The sequence below is a fragment of the Candidatus Merdisoma sp. JLR.KK011 genome, assembly GCF_036941125.1.
In the GTDB taxonomy this organism is placed as follows: Bacteria; Bacillota; Clostridia; order Lachnospirales; family Lachnospiraceae; genus Laedolimicola.
This window is the reverse complement of record NZ_JAYWSZ010000004.1, coordinates 1734987-1750773: the sequence shown is the minus strand read 5'-3', so window position 1 is coordinate 1750773 and position 15787 is coordinate 1734987. Positions and strand designations below refer to the sequence as shown.

The following is a 15787-nucleotide window of genomic DNA, read 5'->3' as shown; positions in this document are numbered from 1 at the left end:
CCATTCTTCAATACTTTTGCCTACGAGTACCCCAAATCCTATGGCATTATTTTTTTATAGCCGCCTGGGCGGCTGTTAGATATTTTTTATCACTTCCTGCACAAGACTCTGCCCCATTTAAACCTTTTAACGATTGCCTGCTATCGTTAAAAGGAGGTGCAAAATCGGAGGGCGAAACAGCTTCCGAAACGGAAAAAAGGCTCAAAAACCGAAAAAGCAAAATGGCGGAATCCGTGAAAAGGCTTATTTTCAGGCATTTCAGCAATTTTGCATTGTATCAATTTCGGTGTTGCGATGTTCCCTTGCAACTATGGGTATTTCCCTGATTTTATTCCTATTTCAATTTGACTCAGTTCTTCAATAAAGTTAAACTGCAAAAAATCCAGGTATTGGAACTGCCATTTCTAACAATTCCGATACCTGGAAATCAATTGTTTTCCTCTCTTCCATTTCTTAGCTCATGTTGATTAACACTCAGTTTTTAACTCCGGTATTACAATAAGGGTGCGTAAGCTGTGCATTCTCTATTGTTGCCTTTCCGCCATCTTGTTTTCTTTCTATATGATCAACACTTATTGCATTTCTATGTAGTAACCCACCGCAAATCTTACAACAAGGTGCTTTTGAAAGTGCTTCTGTAATAAATATTTCACTTTTTTGATTATTAGAGAAATCAGCAGGTATCTCCTCAAACAATGTCCACTCATGGTTAATTTCTGGTAAATATGCAAATTCAGATTTTTTTCTTATCTCATTTATAACTGCATCTGCTTGAATACCAGATCCCAAAAGGGTTAGAATTTCATAGAAAAAAGTAGATACATTTCTCATTCCAGCCAATGCAGAACGACTTTTTCTAACAATCACCTAACACATTTCTTTATATTTTGCCTCTCAAAATAGGTAGAAGGTAAACGGTATTTGCATTGATCGAGAGTGTAGAAAAGAATCTCAGCTGAGGCTCTTTTCTACTTGGGCTATAATTGCCAAAAGTGTTTCTACTTGGGTTGCAATAGCCTTTTGCTCTTCAAGCGGCGGGATTGGCACAATGAGCGATTTAACACTATCGGATTTTAGATTTTTTACTGTTGATCCAGCTGCCAGTATGCTTAATGCATTATACATAGCCGATGAACTTAACATATAATAGAGAAAATCCTGATTAAATACAGTTTCTACATCTCCAATTACAAGCCAGCCATCGTGGATACACCCATCTGTTTTTAAAATATATGGACGACCAAAGCTCATTGAATTTGTTAGCAAAAAATCACCGCAATGAACATATCTTGTTTTGTTCAATCCATCTGGTCGGATTTTTTCCTTTGTAGAGAATATATATTTGCCGCCTTGCTCTGTATCTCCGATTTTAATCCAGTTTAGTCCATTTTCATCATCGGTGAGATAGTTCTCGATAGGTCTCGGAGATCCTCCTCTTGCAACAGAACAAATATTTCCAAGTCGTTCGTATGCCCAACCGTCCGGTATTTTGAAAGGAATTTCCGAATTAATGCACCGGATAACAGACTCGATCTTCTCATAATAGAAAATTATCGGAACTTGTATTTCAAAAAAATATTTCAAACTAAAACTTCCCATTTTCCGTATCGCTTCCCATCCACTCTGCGGATATATTCCTTTTTCTGCAAGGATACCATGATACGCTTTACAGTACTGAGAGATTTTCCGGTCTCTGCCACAAGTTCTTTTTGCTTAATTGACGGGTTCTTGTAAATCAGCTCCAGAACCGCCAGTTCCTCTAAAGTACATTCCAAAGTATCAAATTGAGACTTTGGAACTTTTGGAGTGACACTTTGGGGATTATCATCTACACAGTCAACGTGCATATATCTGTTTTTTAGCTCATATTCCGTTCCCAGAATCAAATTGCTGAAGAACATTTCCAAGAACTTTGTTGTGGCATGAACGCCGTTTTGCAGATCGTTATAATTTGCTCTTACCAAAGCATTGCGGAAATACCAAGAGTTCTTTTCAAAGGCATCGTTATTTACTTTGAAACCAAATGTTTTCATGTACTTAATCATAAAAACAGCCGCAGCTCTGGTATTGCCCTCACAGAATGGATGGATCTGCCAAATATCTGAAACAAACTTGGCAAGATGCTTCACGCAGCGTTCTACAGACAATCCTTCATAAGAAAACTGTTTCTCCATTGCAAAATCATAATCAAGGGTGTCTTTAATACTGTTCCATGCTGCATAGGTTACGGTATCACCTTTCAACACCCATTCTTTTTTTGTGATGTTGTATTGTCTGATTTGACCGGCATGGGCAAACACCCCTTCAAACAGTCTGCGATGAATAGTCAGCCATTCAGCAGGAGAAAACTGGAATGCTTTTTCCCCCAACAGTTTTGCAATTCTTGCCGATACAATATCCGCTTCTTTTGTATCATTCTCAATTTCTGTACGATCAGTACGCTGTTCATAATAGCTCTGAATACGCTTCTGCGCTTCATCAATACTTATCTTACCTTCAATGTGATCTTTGGCAGTATCCAACAGATAGGCAGAAGTTTTCAATCCATCTACCGCCTGCAAACCAATCGCAGTCTGCCAAGCCTCACTCTTTTCAATTTGCCCGGGCTCACCCTGTTTGATATATTCTTCAAGCTCAAATTGCCAGTTCTTATCCGCTGACATAGCTGCACCTCGTTTCCTCGCTTAATATGCAATTCTGAAATAGTCCAAATACACTTTGTATTTGTCCTGTGCGTTCAAACAGGTATCTCTCAGATAGCCTTTTTCGTTGTTCCATTCTTTCAATCCTCGGTAATAGAACATCTTCTGATTATCCTCGATGATGAACGGAACGATATTATGTTTCAGACACTCCTTGAACATAATCAATCTGCCTACACGACCATTACCATCTTGAAAAGGATGGATTCTCTCAAACCTCACATGGAAGTCCAAAATATCTTCAAAGGTCTTTTCTTCCTTGGCATTGTATTCTGTCAGCAACGCTTTCATTTTATCGGCAACTTCTTCCGGAAGGGCAGTATCCATGCCGCCAACCTCATTCGGAAGCTTCTTATAGTCACCAACTGCAAACCAATCTTTTCTGGAATCACTTGTACCGTTCTTCAGTATCAAATGGAGTTCCTTAATGAACTTCTCGGTCAATGCCGTTTTTGCGTTCTCAATAATCATATCGATACAGCGGAAATGATTTGCCGTTTCAATCACATCATCAACATTTAGAACTTCATTTTCCACGCCGATCGTATTTGTTTCAAAAATATATCTGGTCTGATCGTGAGTCAGACGGCTGCCTTCGATGTGGTTTGAGTTGTATGTCAAATCAATCTGTGTCTTATGGTAAATACCGCCGGAGTATTTGCTTGCTTTCTGCTCTTTCAGAATATCCAACAGAGTAACGGGCTCTTCTTTTCTCTTGTTGGTACGCTCCGGTTTTTCTGCATTTTCGGGAATGTTCCAAGTCTTGCCGGTAAGGAACGCACCATTCACACGGCCCTGGGCGCAGTAATTTCTAACACTACGTTCAGACACATTCCACTTTTTTGCTATTTCAGTAACTGAAAGGTATCGCATCTGCTATCCTCCATCATAAATCAAATCAAAAAACTGCTCTAATCTACTGTATAGTATATCACATTATCGGCAAAAATATCAATCATTTCCGCATTTATTATCTTATTTTTGCCGACACAGGAAGTTGTTTTCTTGTTTTTTCAAACGCATTAAAAGACCGGACTCCATAAGAAACGAAGTCCGGTCAAATATTATCTATATACGAGTTCTCTCAATACAGGTTAAATGGGTAAAAAAAGAAGTAAATTACCTCTTTTTTTACCTATTCCAAAGGTAAATTCCTACACGCCTACCCTTCCTTTCTAAGCCTTTCTTCCATTCCCCTCACTTCCTTTTCCACATCATCATATTTCAAATGGGTATACACATTTAATGTCGTGGCAATGTCGGCATGTCCCGGCGGCAAACGAAAAGCACTCAAATCATATAAAAACCCGACTGATAAATCCTTCTACGCAGCCTCTTTATATCGTGTATAAACATACTCATAAATCTGCTGGCGGTACACCGAAATACTTACTTCGTCATAACATTCCGGCAGCTGTGCCCAGAGAGTATCGCGAATCAGATTATCTACGGCCGCTTTCGTCTCCTGCTTATCTGTCCAATGATCCAATTCCGAAATCTTTGCTTTGATTTTCTGAAGCAATGCAGCTGCAATCTCTTTCAATTTCTTGATATCGTTCTTGCTCAAATCCTCTCGGAACAGCATATCGTAGAGTGAAAGTTCCTCATCGCTTGCAAAACCTTCACGAACATAACGCTGTTCTTCCTGGTTCATACTGTTTGCCAGATCCATCAAATCCATGAAGGTCTTTTCGATAGTTGCCCTGTCCTGTTCACTGTTGTAATCATCAATAATCTGCTGGTATCGTTCATAATAATTGATACGCTCCGGATTGGCGAACAGCATCTTATCCAATTTCATCCGGATAAGTTCTTCCAAATCCTTTAATACCAGATTCTTTTTCTTAACCTTTGCAAACTCTCTGCGAAGCAAATCAAAGTCAATAGCGCTGATATCAAAACGGCGTGGTTCTTCACGTATCATCGTCGGCGTATGCTGGATTTCAACATATGAACTGATAATTGCATTGATCTGCACCCTCAAATCCGTTGTATTAACATGCTTACGCTTTTTCTGCAGTTCGGCATAAATAGCTGCTATTGCTTCATATTCCTTGTGGGTATAGTCCGTAATATCATCACGGTCAATATATTTCATAAGTCGCTTCAACTCTGACGCATAGGTAGTAAAAGTTTTCTTATCTTCAATCGTTCCACAAACAGCATTCGCAGCTTCCTGCAGATAAGACAACTTCTTGAAATCATAAGCATCAATCAACATCTGCAGATCAAAATCATTTTCTGACAATATTCATCCAGTAATGCTGTGTATTTTTCAGTTTCACCACGATAAAGCCATACAATAGCATTTAAATTTTTAAGCTGCCATTCTGACCATTCATTCAAGGTACGGTCAACGACTGTATAATAGTTTCTGGCATCAATAAACAGGGCTTTATCCTTGATTGCTTCGTTTTTATTTTTATCAAAGAACCACAGAGAGCAAGGCAGAGATTTTGTGTAGAAGAAGTTATTTCCCACGCTAATCATTACATCTACATGGCCTGTTTCTCCTAATTCCCGACGAATATCTTTGTCTTTGCCCTGCCCGTCCGTTGCAGACGAAGCCATAACAAAACCGGCACGTCCTTTTTCGTTCAAATAGCTGTAGAAGTAAGAAATCCACAAATAGTTTCCGTTTCCCACTTCTTTATTTTTATTAACACTTGGCATACCAAAGGGCAGACGTTTTGCACTTTCGCAAGACTCTGCTTTCACTTTGTCCACATTAAAGGGCGGATTTGCCATTACATAGTCACAGCAGCCGTCAAGGTTGTGAGCATCGTGATAGAAACTGTTCGCTTCATCTCCCGATTTAATAACTCCGGTAAGACCGTGAACAGCCATATTCATCAAGCACAGCTGCGCATTATATTCCACTTTTTCCTGTCCATAAAATGTCATTGCACTATTTGCATTCATACCGGACTGATTCACGAAGTCGCCGGACTGAATGAACATACCGCCTGAACCACAAGCAGGATCAAGCAAAATACCGCTTTTTGGTTCGATAATATTTACAATCATTTTTACCAAAGATTTCGGTGTAAAGAAGACACCATCATCAGATGCAATATTTTTAGCAAATTTATTGAGAAAGTATTCATAGATACGCCCAATAATATCTCCGCCTACTTCATCAAGTGCACTGTTATTAAAAATACGAAGAAGCTCTGATAAAAGCTCGTCCGAAAAATCAGTATAACTTTTAGGCAATACACCAATAAGCTGGTCGCTTTGTTCTTCTATCAGTGCCATTGCGTTATTAACTACTTCACCAAGGCTGGTCATTGTCTGTCCGTCTCGATTCACGAAGCCTGCAGATGCAATATCGTCCGGAAGATTTAATAAATAATCGTACTGTGCTTCTTTTGGAAGAAACAGTGCACTTTTAGCTGCAAAGTCACTTGCTTCTACCGGCATTACTCTGCCGCGACGAGACGGACGATTTTTGAGAATTTCCGCCTCTACCATTTTAAATCGGCTATATGCATAACGCAGAAAAATCAAGCCAAGTACCGGCATACAGTACTGGTTGGATGTTAGCTTTGAACCTGCACGAAGCAGGTCAGCTGATTCCCATAATTCTGCTTCTAATTTACGAATATTAATCATTGGTTTTCCTCATGTTTACTTCTTAGTGATTTTTAAAATATACTGGTATGAAAATTCGATACCCTTACAAGTCAGATTTTCACACATATGGGGCGGGTCGTCTTCTGAAAAACCTGCAGGGCGTAATTCAAAACATCTTAATGAGCCAAATGTACTGTCAAAAGCAGACGCAAAATCATAACAGACAGATACAATTTCAGTTTCTGTTTTTCCCAGTCCATGAAGATAAATTCCTATAAACATTAGCGTTCCTTCAACTAAACCACATTGCGCCCTATACCCGCCTGCGCCATGCAATCCAACTGCAGACCAAATTACCTGTGGTTCAATCATGGTTTCAAATAATTCACTCAGACAAATGATTGCTGTCCTTGCGCAGTTTATATCATCATTCCAGTACAATTCATGTACTCTGTTCTTTATATATTCCTGCATGGTATGCCATCTCCTTCATGCTTGATTTTCCAGTCAGGCAAATACGAATTATCATACGCCGCTTTTTATAAACTCAATCAATTTTTCTAAATCATCAAAATTATCATAATCTCCAATCAATCCTTCCCGGTGATAAATAACTCCATTTTTCTCATTCCTTTCAAGGCAATCAAGTAATGCTTCAAGCCCAATGTCATTAAGTTAAACAAGGCTTGTCAGAGGAACCCTGCCATAAATCAGCCATATATTGTGATGATATGAGGATTCTGTTAGCTGTCAGAAGTTCTATAAGCTGATCTGCAGTATAATGGGAAGTTTTTTGGTATAGCAAACAGACAGATTGCATATCTGCCTCAAATAATGGTATACTGTTAGCGGCAGTTGCGCTTTATATGAAACGATAAGCGAAACTGGCTGGTGCTTGGAACCTTAGCTGGCGGGCATAGGTTCTCTCTGGCCTGATCGGCAGTATATAACGGCTGATCAGGTCATTTACGCTTCCGGGACCCACATGGTCTGAAAGGAATGCAAAGCATATTTTTATTGCCATAGACAAATTGACTTGATATTCCCATTTCTCCGTTCTCTTTTCTATGGGAACCTCCATGGTTATAATCGTGCAAAAATTATACAGGGTCATCCGGCTAAGAATCTCGAACTCGATGTATTCCGGAGACTTGGAATGAAAGTTTGCGGTTCCGATTGTATGCTTCAAATCACGGAAAGAAGTTTCCTGGCCCCACCGGAGATAGTAAAGTCGCTTTATCTCTTCCAATGAAAATTCATCCGAGGGGAGATTGGTAAGGATATTCTCAAAAACCCCTTCCGCTATCTGAAAACGAACCACACGCAGCCGCATATGGTATTCCGGAGAGTTGTCCGAGATAAAGTCAAAGGGGACAGTTTTGCATATATAGCGGTACAGGGGGGCTGATTCCGGGTGCTGCATTTTCTTTCTGGCCCTGGACCGGGAAAGGATAACTTCTGTCCAGCCATCCATCCGGTCCGTCAGGCTGTCGGCTGCAAGGAGACGTTTTATGTTGATGTCTTTGGTGCGGATGGCAAAGAAACAGCCTTTTTCAATGGCATGTGCAAAGACGTTATAGCTGGAAAACCCCCTGTCAGCCACGAAGATTGGGAAACCGCCATAAATATAGCGGTCAATGAGCTGGCAGATAGCGTGAAATTCATTTTTGAGTTTTCCCGGCTGGAGAACCATATCCAAAAACCTCTTGGAAAGCAGGTCATACAGAGAAATGGTATGGAGAGAGTTGAAGCCTCTTTTAGACCTTCCGCTTGTAGGATGGAAGGTGGAAGGGTCCCCAGGGTTCCGGGCAATGTTAAATTCACAGCCGTCTACGGCAATGAGGGAATACTTGCCCCAAAGCCCTTTTGCCGGGAAACGAAGGTTAAACTGCGTGAGGACATGTCGGAAAGCTTCGGGAAGGAGCTTGGCCCGCTGTTGGATGAAGGAGGAAGCAGAGGGGATTTCATCGGGAAGGAAATAAAAATATTTCAATAGTTCGTGGTTGATGCAGCCGCTTTCCATAGAGAGAAAGAAACGGATGAGTTGAGCAAAGCCCAGCTTACGGTTACGGGTAAAGTCCTTTTTTGGTTTTTTAACGAAGCAGGCAGTGTTGCAGGCCATGTTGTCCACGATCGCCCAAAGAGTGGACTTGACCTTTTGAGGAAATGACATATAAGTACCTCCTTGAAATTGAAATAATAGTTTTGTCTTCAATTTCAAGGGCCGCTCTCGCCGCCTCTTAAAATATAATCAGCAGCGAGAGCGGCCGCACATTTTAGGCTCTGTGTCAACCACTTTTTGAGAAATTTATTGATAAATTTGAGTTAGACCATAGGATAAGATTTTTTCAATCAGCTTAACTTAATGACATTGCTTCAAGCCCATACCTTTTAGCAAATACTGTGAATCCGTATGGCTTTATTTTTGATAATAGCCCTTTATGGCAGTCATTTTCACATAAAAAACAGTTTGATATTTCTTTTTCAATAGAACATTTTCTATTTTCACACCATTCTTTATCTTTGCACTCATCAGAGTTGCAACCATTACAAGTAATATTTTCATGACATAAACAACAGGCTAATCCACATCTTGCAATTCCAAGTTCTCTTTTCACTTAATTTTTCTCCTTAATTTTTATATTGCTTCTCTCATACATCCAAACTTGTATACTGGAAGGGGAAAGCTGTCAATGACAAATTTCTTTACCCCATGTCTGCTCAAAGGAATTATTGTTATGAATTGAATCCACGATGGGTAAAGGTCTCTACAATCGCATTCTTTAATTCCGCGCCATTAAATTCTACTCTGTCTTTTACGGATATAGCGCTTGTCATACCAGCACCTCCAGATACTTTTTCATTACATCCCCACATTTGAGCATCTCCGCATATCTGATTAGCCTGTTTAGGTTACGGTCACTCCGATGCAGATAGGTTGTAAGAACTTCTTTTGTTTCTTCAATTCCTATTTTTTCCCTATAGAAAACGATATCAACAACAGTTTTCTCGATATCATAAATGCGAAATCTGTTATTCCCATCCTTTACGGTTTCGATACCAACATTAAATCGGTCATCTGTAAAATAGTATACATTCAGTTCTGGCCAATCTGGTCGTGTTGATACCTTTGCTTTTCTTGGAATTGCTACATCAATGGCATCTGGGCGATAAGTAGACAGATTATAATACACGGCTGCACTTAGCAGACAAACCACTCCGTCTGGTACAAATGCATAGGCATAATAGAAATCTGATCCCTCACCATCAAAATTTGCATTTTCATAATATTTTTTATTCAGTTTTATCAGGCTCCCCTGAGTAACCATCTGATTGATTTTATAATATGAAAAACCTCTATCTTTCAACTCTTGAACTGAAAAAATCATTTGGTCATTGGAAATCTGTGCTGTCTTTGTCATCTTTCTCACCTCAATTCCAGTATATCCAAATTCGTTATAATTATTTAATTTTTTTCGGCACTTTACTATTTTGCCGAATTTTATTTAAATTGTAATAATCATTTCACGATTTGTCAATGGATTTTCAGTGAGCTATCCCCAGGCTTCTTTATCCCTATTCTAACGCATGAAAAAAATAGTAATAAAATCATTCCCATCACTTGTCACAAAATAATTTGATAAGTCTGTAATATCTTTACTTAATTAATATCAATTAATTCTATCTCATAAATCCTTTTTAAATTAGAATCCTGGGGAATTTTTGCATAATAATATTGATCATTCATCAAGTCAAATGTGACTATTTTCACTTCCTTTGTTTTCCAGAAATCAATAATATCATCCATAAAGTCTTCTACGTTTTCTTTATAGTCCAATTGTAAAATGTACCCGGAGTTAACCAGTACATTAACAATTATCTGCCCCAAAAGCTCCTCATTTCTCTTATCCATCCTGTATTCTTCGATCGTAAACCATATATCATCCAGATTATATTTCTTCCAAAATCTCTGATCTTCCAGCTCCCTATAGTCCAAAAGAAGCTGATTTATCAATTTATGAAATTGAACCGGGATTATTTGCTCTAATTCTTTGCTTTCTGCAATGCCAAATTCATACATATCCGGTTCAAATCTCTCTTTGGATTCTTTTATCGGGGTTATCACCAATTCCTTATTGTTTTTATAATGCGCCAAATCATAGGGATAGTGGTTATCATTCTCCAATTTGCAATCGTCCAGACAAAGTATCTTTGCGACCGCTGCCGCTTCAAAGCTCCATAGCCCAACGTATCCCGCCTCCTTGTGTGCGTTCACCCAGCCATAATCAGCGTGACCCCGAAGCCATTTAACCTGCATATACTCTTTCAGTTTTTTTGCTGAAGCATCTTTGTCATGGAAAGAGAGCTCAATAATCTCGGTCAGCAATTTATACGGCTTTTCTTTCTGATATTTTGAAGATGCCATACTGCGTTTTAAGCCGTAAGAAGAAACTAAAAAATCAAATATCAAATCATCCAGTTTATCCTCGTCTGCCTTTTTAACTAATCTTTCCATTTCAGCTTTATCTGTCTCCAGCAAAATTCCAAGGGCAAAATATTGAAGATAATTAACATATCCTATGGATGAACAGCCTAATTCAAAAACAACTCCCAGTCCTTCTAAATATGTATTTTCTAGTTCTTTGCATGGCAGTCCCAAAGAATATTTTGCCCGTACTACTTGATTAACCAATATATATAAATTATTTTTCACGCTAAAAAGAATATCTTCATTTTTTTCTTGAGTTTCCGCAAAATGCAGTTACAAAATGATCACATTCTCCTAAAGCACCAATCTGTCGATTTTTGAGAAATATGAGAACGACAGAAATAAGAGTAATGGTACTTTAATAAGCCCCGCCGGAACCGGACTTTGGGAGAATTATTCTTTTATCTATCTAAGCGGTTAGCTTAAGGCTGAGCTGACGGTACGCCGGACGTTTCGTCCTAAACCAGAGCCTGACGCCCTCTTTTGCATAGGAGAGTATGCCTGAGATGCCTTTTGCCAATCGGTAATAGCAGAAGAAAACTTTTTCCTTTACAGGATTTGCCGTCTTTATGATGGAAACCTTAAGGGCATTTGTTTCTGAGCTTATGGAGATCACTGCAAGAAACGCCATGCATAAGGTGATATAAAAGTTAAGTGCGTTGATTGCTTTAAGCTTGCGCACACAAAATTTTTCAAACTGGAACATCTGCTTTTTACAGTGGAAATATTCTTCGATTTTCCAGCGTGAGAAATAAGTTCCTGCCACCCGGATCACGTCATCTTTGGATTTGATCTCTTTATTAGTGGCAAGCATCATTGGATGCTCGGTAATGCCATAAACAAGCACCAGATAAATATCTTTTTTGGATGCGGTAATCCGCACTTTTACATGAGAGAGATAGGCTTCATGTTCTTTCCCTTTGTAAAACACACGGGTTTTGACTTTGCCTTTCCTGCGGTTGCGAAGCTCCGTGGCCATTGTCCATTTGTTATGATACAGCAGTTTACGCCTGGCGGTCAGACGAATGACATAGTCCTGTCCAAGTTCATCCAGTTTCAAAAACATCTTATTGTCATCGTATGCTCTGTCCATGACAAAAGTTGCCTTACCAAAAAGAGCAGCCGCCTGTTCTATGGCATGGAAGGTAATTGTATTTGCAGATTTATAGTCTTTCTCCTGTGAAGAATGGATATGGGAGAAAATGCTGACAGGATGACTGCTGGCTGTAAGGACACAAGCTTCCGTAACATGGCAGCCCTTTTTATAAACGCTTTTTGTGGCAGTGCTTTCAGAACCATCCCTGACAATACCCAGTGCTTCGAATTTATAACCGTCAGGTTTTACGACATCGCTGTCATCCATGAGGACCACAGGCTGAGCAGGCACCATCTTTTTTACTTGTTGGAGATAAGAAGCGGCCGAAAGTGCAGGAGTTCCTTTATCAAGGTGCCTGGATAAACGGTCAACAGTGTTTATTTTTTTAGAGGGTTCGTGAAGCTGGTCTGCAACATCGGTCAGAAGGCAGCTTCCGGAAGCCAGCATGCCATAAGTGATATCAGCAACAAATTTCTTTTCAGGTTTTGAAAGATATTTAGAAATTTTATTTGAAAAAGATAAAATTTTACGTTTTAAAGAGTAAACATTTGATGTAAAATAAGTCATAAGGAATCCTTTCTTTTTTGTTTAGTAAGATTTTTGGTTGGTAGCTTAATTTTACATCAAAAGGGAATAGGATTCCTTATATTTTGGGGATTTTTTGAAAGATGTCCACTATGATACTCCTAAAATCAGGGGCTTGTAGATAAAACTGCGGAAACTCAAGCAAGGCAAAAGCATATTGAAAAAAGTTTTTGCATATGCTATAATGCCGATAGGCAAAAAGATATGACAGTTCCATGAGAACGCAGAATGAATCCCCAAACCGTAGTAGCGTACAGTCTGGGGATTCTTCTTTTCTTTTATAGTGGCAAAGCACCCACTAGGCTATTTGTTGTCCTTTCGGTCACTGTCAAGCCATTTGATGATGTAGTGGCAGGCTACACCAGCCGCAACAGCGACTATAAAAGATATGACAAACTCCATGGAAACACCTCCTCCCGTTGCCGGGTGTAGGTTGGACAACACAAGAATTATAGCATATCCATTAATATTCTTCTATCCTTTTCTTAAAAGGCTTTAAGGTTGGGGTTGTGGTTGATGCAATCCGATGCTCGCTATATCTGCGGACATTGTCACAAGGTGGCTTCTCGTGGAGCTAATTTTCTTAATCAATGCCGTTACTTTCCTAAAACTTATTTTTGTCCTTATCTGGTTTCATTCTTGTATGATTTGTAAATATATATCATAAATACTCCTTTAAACCCATTTCTCACCTATAATAATACATAGCTAAGTTTACCTTTGCTGCCCTTAACTATTAACTCTGCTATGCTTTTTCACCTGCTTTCATGCTCATATTATATCAGAAAATTCTTGAAATATCAATTTGGCGCATATTTTATCAATAGAAAAACAAATAAACAAGTAATACCTGTATACACATTATAAGGGAAATTATATACCTTCAGCGAACAAGAGGAAGCTCCATTGTCCCCCCTGTTCGCCAAAAGTAAATGAACAGAAAAATCGAATAGAAAATAAGATGTTGTATCTTTGACTAATTATTTTTCGCAGCCTCTGCCCTGCGCCGCTTCACAAGGATCACAAGCAGCACCACCAGAGCAGCCGCGCCGCTCACGCCCACTACCAAAGCGCCCAGCATATTCGTTGCCACATCCAGATCCTTTAAGCTGAAGCCAAGAGGCGTATCTTCATCATCCAGATCCACCAGCTCCTCCGGCCCGTCGCTTAAGGGAATCTCTTCGTCCCCAATCTCCGCATTTTCTCCGGCGCCGCCTGCATCCTCCCCGGCTGCCTCCGCCGCATCCTCTGTGCCGGCGCCGCCTGTGCCGCCCTCTCCGGTTCCGGCGCCCTGGCCGCCTTCTCCTTCCGCAGCAGTTGTACCCGTACCCCCATCTACCGTCTCCTGCACAGTTCCTTCGCCGCTCACCTGGCTGTAAACAAAGGTAAATACATTCTCTGCCTCATTCTTGGACAGCTCCTTGGTCAGATTGTAAGCCTGGGGCTCATAGCCCTCAATATACAGAAACGCCACCACAGGCCGATCCCCCGCATTTCCGTAAAAAGTACGGCTTGGGGCCAGCGTATTGCCCTCTGTGTCCTGGTAATGAATCACATAGGAGACCATCTCCCCCTTGATTCCGTATGCCACCACATAATCCTGATCCTGTTCCACCATAAAGGAAGGGGCAGCCACTGTATCGTTGTCATAGCCGCTCTTGCGCAGTCCCCTCACATAGTAAGGGCTATCCTCCCCAAGCGTTACCGGAGCGCCCTCTCCCTGGCTCTGGATACCGCTGAAAATCACTTGATCTCCTGCCTTCAGACCCTTCACGGTAATGGCGCTCCCGTCCCCGCGCATACTTTTTTCAACCTTTCCGCCGCCCGGGGCGCCGCTTTCCACAACGGTTATCCCTTCCGTTCCTGCGAATGCCCCCTGATTCCCGGCATAAAAGGTAATGCTGTAGGTATAAGGCTCCGTCTTTTGCTCCGTGCCGGCCTCATCGGCTGCCAGCCCCGTGATAGACGCAGACTGGAAAAACAGGCAGAAGGTAAGAAAACCCGTCAAAACTCTTCGTCTAATCACACGCTTCCCCTCCTCTGCTCTTCTTCTGATAAATAACGCCGCAAATCAGCAGACAAAGTCCGCTTAACAAAGTAGCAATAGACCAGAACATCAGCTTCGCCGGATCCCCGGTCTTTACCGTCTCCGGAGAGTAGGTGACAACATCCTTCCGCCCGGTTCTTCTGCTCTCCTCCTTATCCCTTTCCTCCACGGCAAAGTTAAGCTGCAGCCTTGCCAGGGTATTCTGGTAGGTATTTCCCTGGGTTTCCCCATTTAATGCAACCTTGAGAGTAATCAGCCCCTCCTCCCCCTGTTCCAGATGGTCCAGGTAAAAGAACTCCTCCAGATTGTCCGTGGCCTCATGGAGCCCGGCCCCGGCTGACGTCACATTTTCTCCTCCTACGCTCTCGCTGCTGTAAAGGGTCGTCAGATCCCCGGTTCCCTTCCAGGCCAGCTCATAGGTGTAAGCTCCGCCGTTCGCCGGACTGCTGTCCTCCAGGCTCTGCAGAACCTCATTGCTTACATACCAGTCCGTGCCCTTTTCGGAGCCGTTTTTCACCGCAACTTTGATGACAATGCTGTCCCCCGGCTGCAGATCCTTCACCTCCTCGGCAAATGCCTTTGACGTAAAGTTGCTGTCAATGGCGTTTCCCGTAAACTCTGCCTTCCAGCCGGTCTTGCCCTCATAATCCTCCGCATGTGCGCTCAGTCCGCTGCCGGCCAGCAAAAGGACTGCCAGAGCAAGACTTATATAACCTTTCTTCATCTTCCACTACCTCCTGTCATCCCGGGCTTCTGCCGCCTTTCTGCCTGGCTCCCATTCCAGGACATTTGCCAGCAGATGCAGAAGAACCGCCGCCCCAATCAGGCCTCCGGCTGCTATCTTCCCCACATGGCTTGTGAACAGCTCTGCAAGAGCCCCCAGTCTGGGAAAGGAGTGCTCTACCCTTCCGATAAACTGCTCATAGGAAACAGGATTGATATCCTCCTCCTGGTTTGCATCCCCCTTGGTAATAAGCTCTCCCATAAACGTCCTGTTTTCTACGACTCTGTGGGTAATGATGGACGCAGAATCCACCGCTCCGTAAAATGCAGCCACATCGCCTTCCTGGACATCCTCCGGCGCCACGGCCTTGATGTAAACCAGGCTTCCTACAGGAATGGAAGGCTCCATGCTGCCGCTTACCACAGAATAAATCTGACATCCGAAAAATCTGGGAACCGTCAAGGGAATACAGGCTGCTAATACCAGTATAAGCAAAAGGGTTCCCAGGATGCGGACTGCTGCGGCCAGCGGTCTTTTACGGCTTCTCTTTTCCGTCGTATTTTCCATC

General features: G+C 41.5%; 14 protein-coding genes and 2 pseudogenes. All 16 read right to left on the bottom strand.

Features of this window, described 5'->3' with window-relative positions:
• Positions 1-474 precede the first annotated feature (474 nt).
• The 16 genes and pseudogenes from VV089_RS22245 to VV089_RS22165 all read right to left on the bottom strand — a co-directional run bounded on the left by VV089_RS22245 (position 475) and on the right by VV089_RS22165 (position 15786).
• Positions 475-867 carry an HNH endonuclease signature motif containing protein gene (locus VV089_RS22245; protein WP_334337456.1) on the bottom strand — a complete coding sequence of 131 codons (393 nt, stop codon included), beginning with the start codon at positions 865-867 and terminating at the stop codon, positions 475-477.
• Between the two features lie 84 nt (positions 868-951).
• Entirely contained in the window at positions 952-1599 is a 648-nt protein-coding gene (locus VV089_RS22240; RefSeq protein ID WP_334337455.1) for a restriction endonuclease subunit S, read from the bottom strand.
• Positions 1581-2663 carry a Fic family protein gene (locus tag VV089_RS22235; RefSeq protein ID WP_334337454.1) on the bottom strand — a complete coding sequence of 361 codons (1083 nt, stop codon included), beginning with the start codon at positions 2661-2663 and terminating at the stop codon, positions 1581-1583. Before VV089_RS22235 ends, VV089_RS22240 begins: the two co-directional genes overlap by 19 nt.
• Before the next feature lie 21 nt (positions 2664-2684).
• Complete coding sequence (locus VV089_RS22230) at positions 2685-3575, bottom strand: Fic family protein (RefSeq protein ID WP_334337453.1); 891 nt, start codon at positions 3573-3575, stop codon at positions 2685-2687.
• Positions 3576-4026: 451 nt separating this feature from the next.
• Positions 4027-4950 (bottom strand): type I restriction enzyme endonuclease domain-containing protein, encoded by a 924-nt coding sequence (locus tag VV089_RS22225; RefSeq protein ID WP_334337452.1) that lies wholly within the window; start codon positions 4948-4950, stop codon positions 4027-4029.
• Positions 4917-6317, bottom strand: coding sequence for a type I restriction-modification system subunit M (locus VV089_RS22220; protein WP_334337451.1), 1401 nt, complete (start codon positions 6315-6317; stop codon positions 4917-4919). Before VV089_RS22220 ends, VV089_RS22225 begins: the two co-directional genes overlap by 34 nt.
• A gap of 15 nt (positions 6318-6332) precedes the next feature.
• Complete coding sequence (locus tag VV089_RS22215; protein WP_172542424.1) at positions 6333-6752, bottom strand: C-GCAxxG-C-C family protein; 420 nt, start codon at positions 6750-6752, stop codon at positions 6333-6335.
• A gap of 51 nt (positions 6753-6803) precedes the next feature.
• Positions 6804-6941, bottom strand: a pseudogene (locus VV089_RS22210) (DUF3795 domain-containing protein); the annotation flags it as partial.
• A gap of 199 nt (positions 6942-7140) precedes the next feature.
• Complete coding sequence (locus tag VV089_RS22205; RefSeq protein ID WP_334334949.1) at positions 7141-8451, bottom strand: IS4 family transposase; 1311 nt, start codon at positions 8449-8451, stop codon at positions 7141-7143.
• 208 nt (positions 8452-8659) lie between these two features.
• Positions 8660-8896, bottom strand: a pseudogene (locus VV089_RS22200) (DUF3795 domain-containing protein); the annotation flags it as partial.
• Between the two features lie 216 nt (positions 8897-9112).
• Complete coding sequence (locus tag VV089_RS22195; RefSeq protein WP_172542420.1) at positions 9113-9700, bottom strand: type IV toxin-antitoxin system AbiEi family antitoxin domain-containing protein; 588 nt, start codon at positions 9698-9700, stop codon at positions 9113-9115.
• A 239-nt stretch (positions 9701-9939) separates the two neighbouring features.
• The gene (locus VV089_RS22185) at positions 9940-10992 is read right to left on the bottom strand and encodes a PoNe immunity protein domain-containing protein (RefSeq protein WP_334337450.1); all 1053 of its coding nucleotides are present in this window, start codon (positions 10990-10992) and stop codon (positions 9940-9942) included.
• Positions 10993-11176: 184 nt separating this feature from the next.
• Complete coding sequence (locus VV089_RS22180) at positions 11177-12430, bottom strand: transposase (RefSeq protein ID WP_334337449.1); 1254 nt, start codon at positions 12428-12430, stop codon at positions 11177-11179.
• A 994-nt stretch (positions 12431-13424) separates the two neighbouring features.
• Complete coding sequence (locus VV089_RS22175; protein ID WP_334337448.1) at positions 13425-14474, bottom strand: MucBP domain-containing protein; 1050 nt, start codon at positions 14472-14474, stop codon at positions 13425-13427.
• On the bottom strand, positions 14467-15219 hold the full coding sequence (locus VV089_RS22170; protein WP_334337447.1) for a hypothetical protein: 753 nt from the start codon (positions 15217-15219) through the stop codon (positions 14467-14469). Before VV089_RS22170 ends, VV089_RS22175 begins: the two co-directional genes overlap by 8 nt.
• A gap of 6 nt (positions 15220-15225) precedes the next feature.
• Entirely contained in the window at positions 15226-15786 is a 561-nt protein-coding gene (locus tag VV089_RS22165) for a signal peptidase I (RefSeq protein ID WP_334337446.1), read from the bottom strand.
• Position 15787 lies beyond the last annotated feature (1 nt).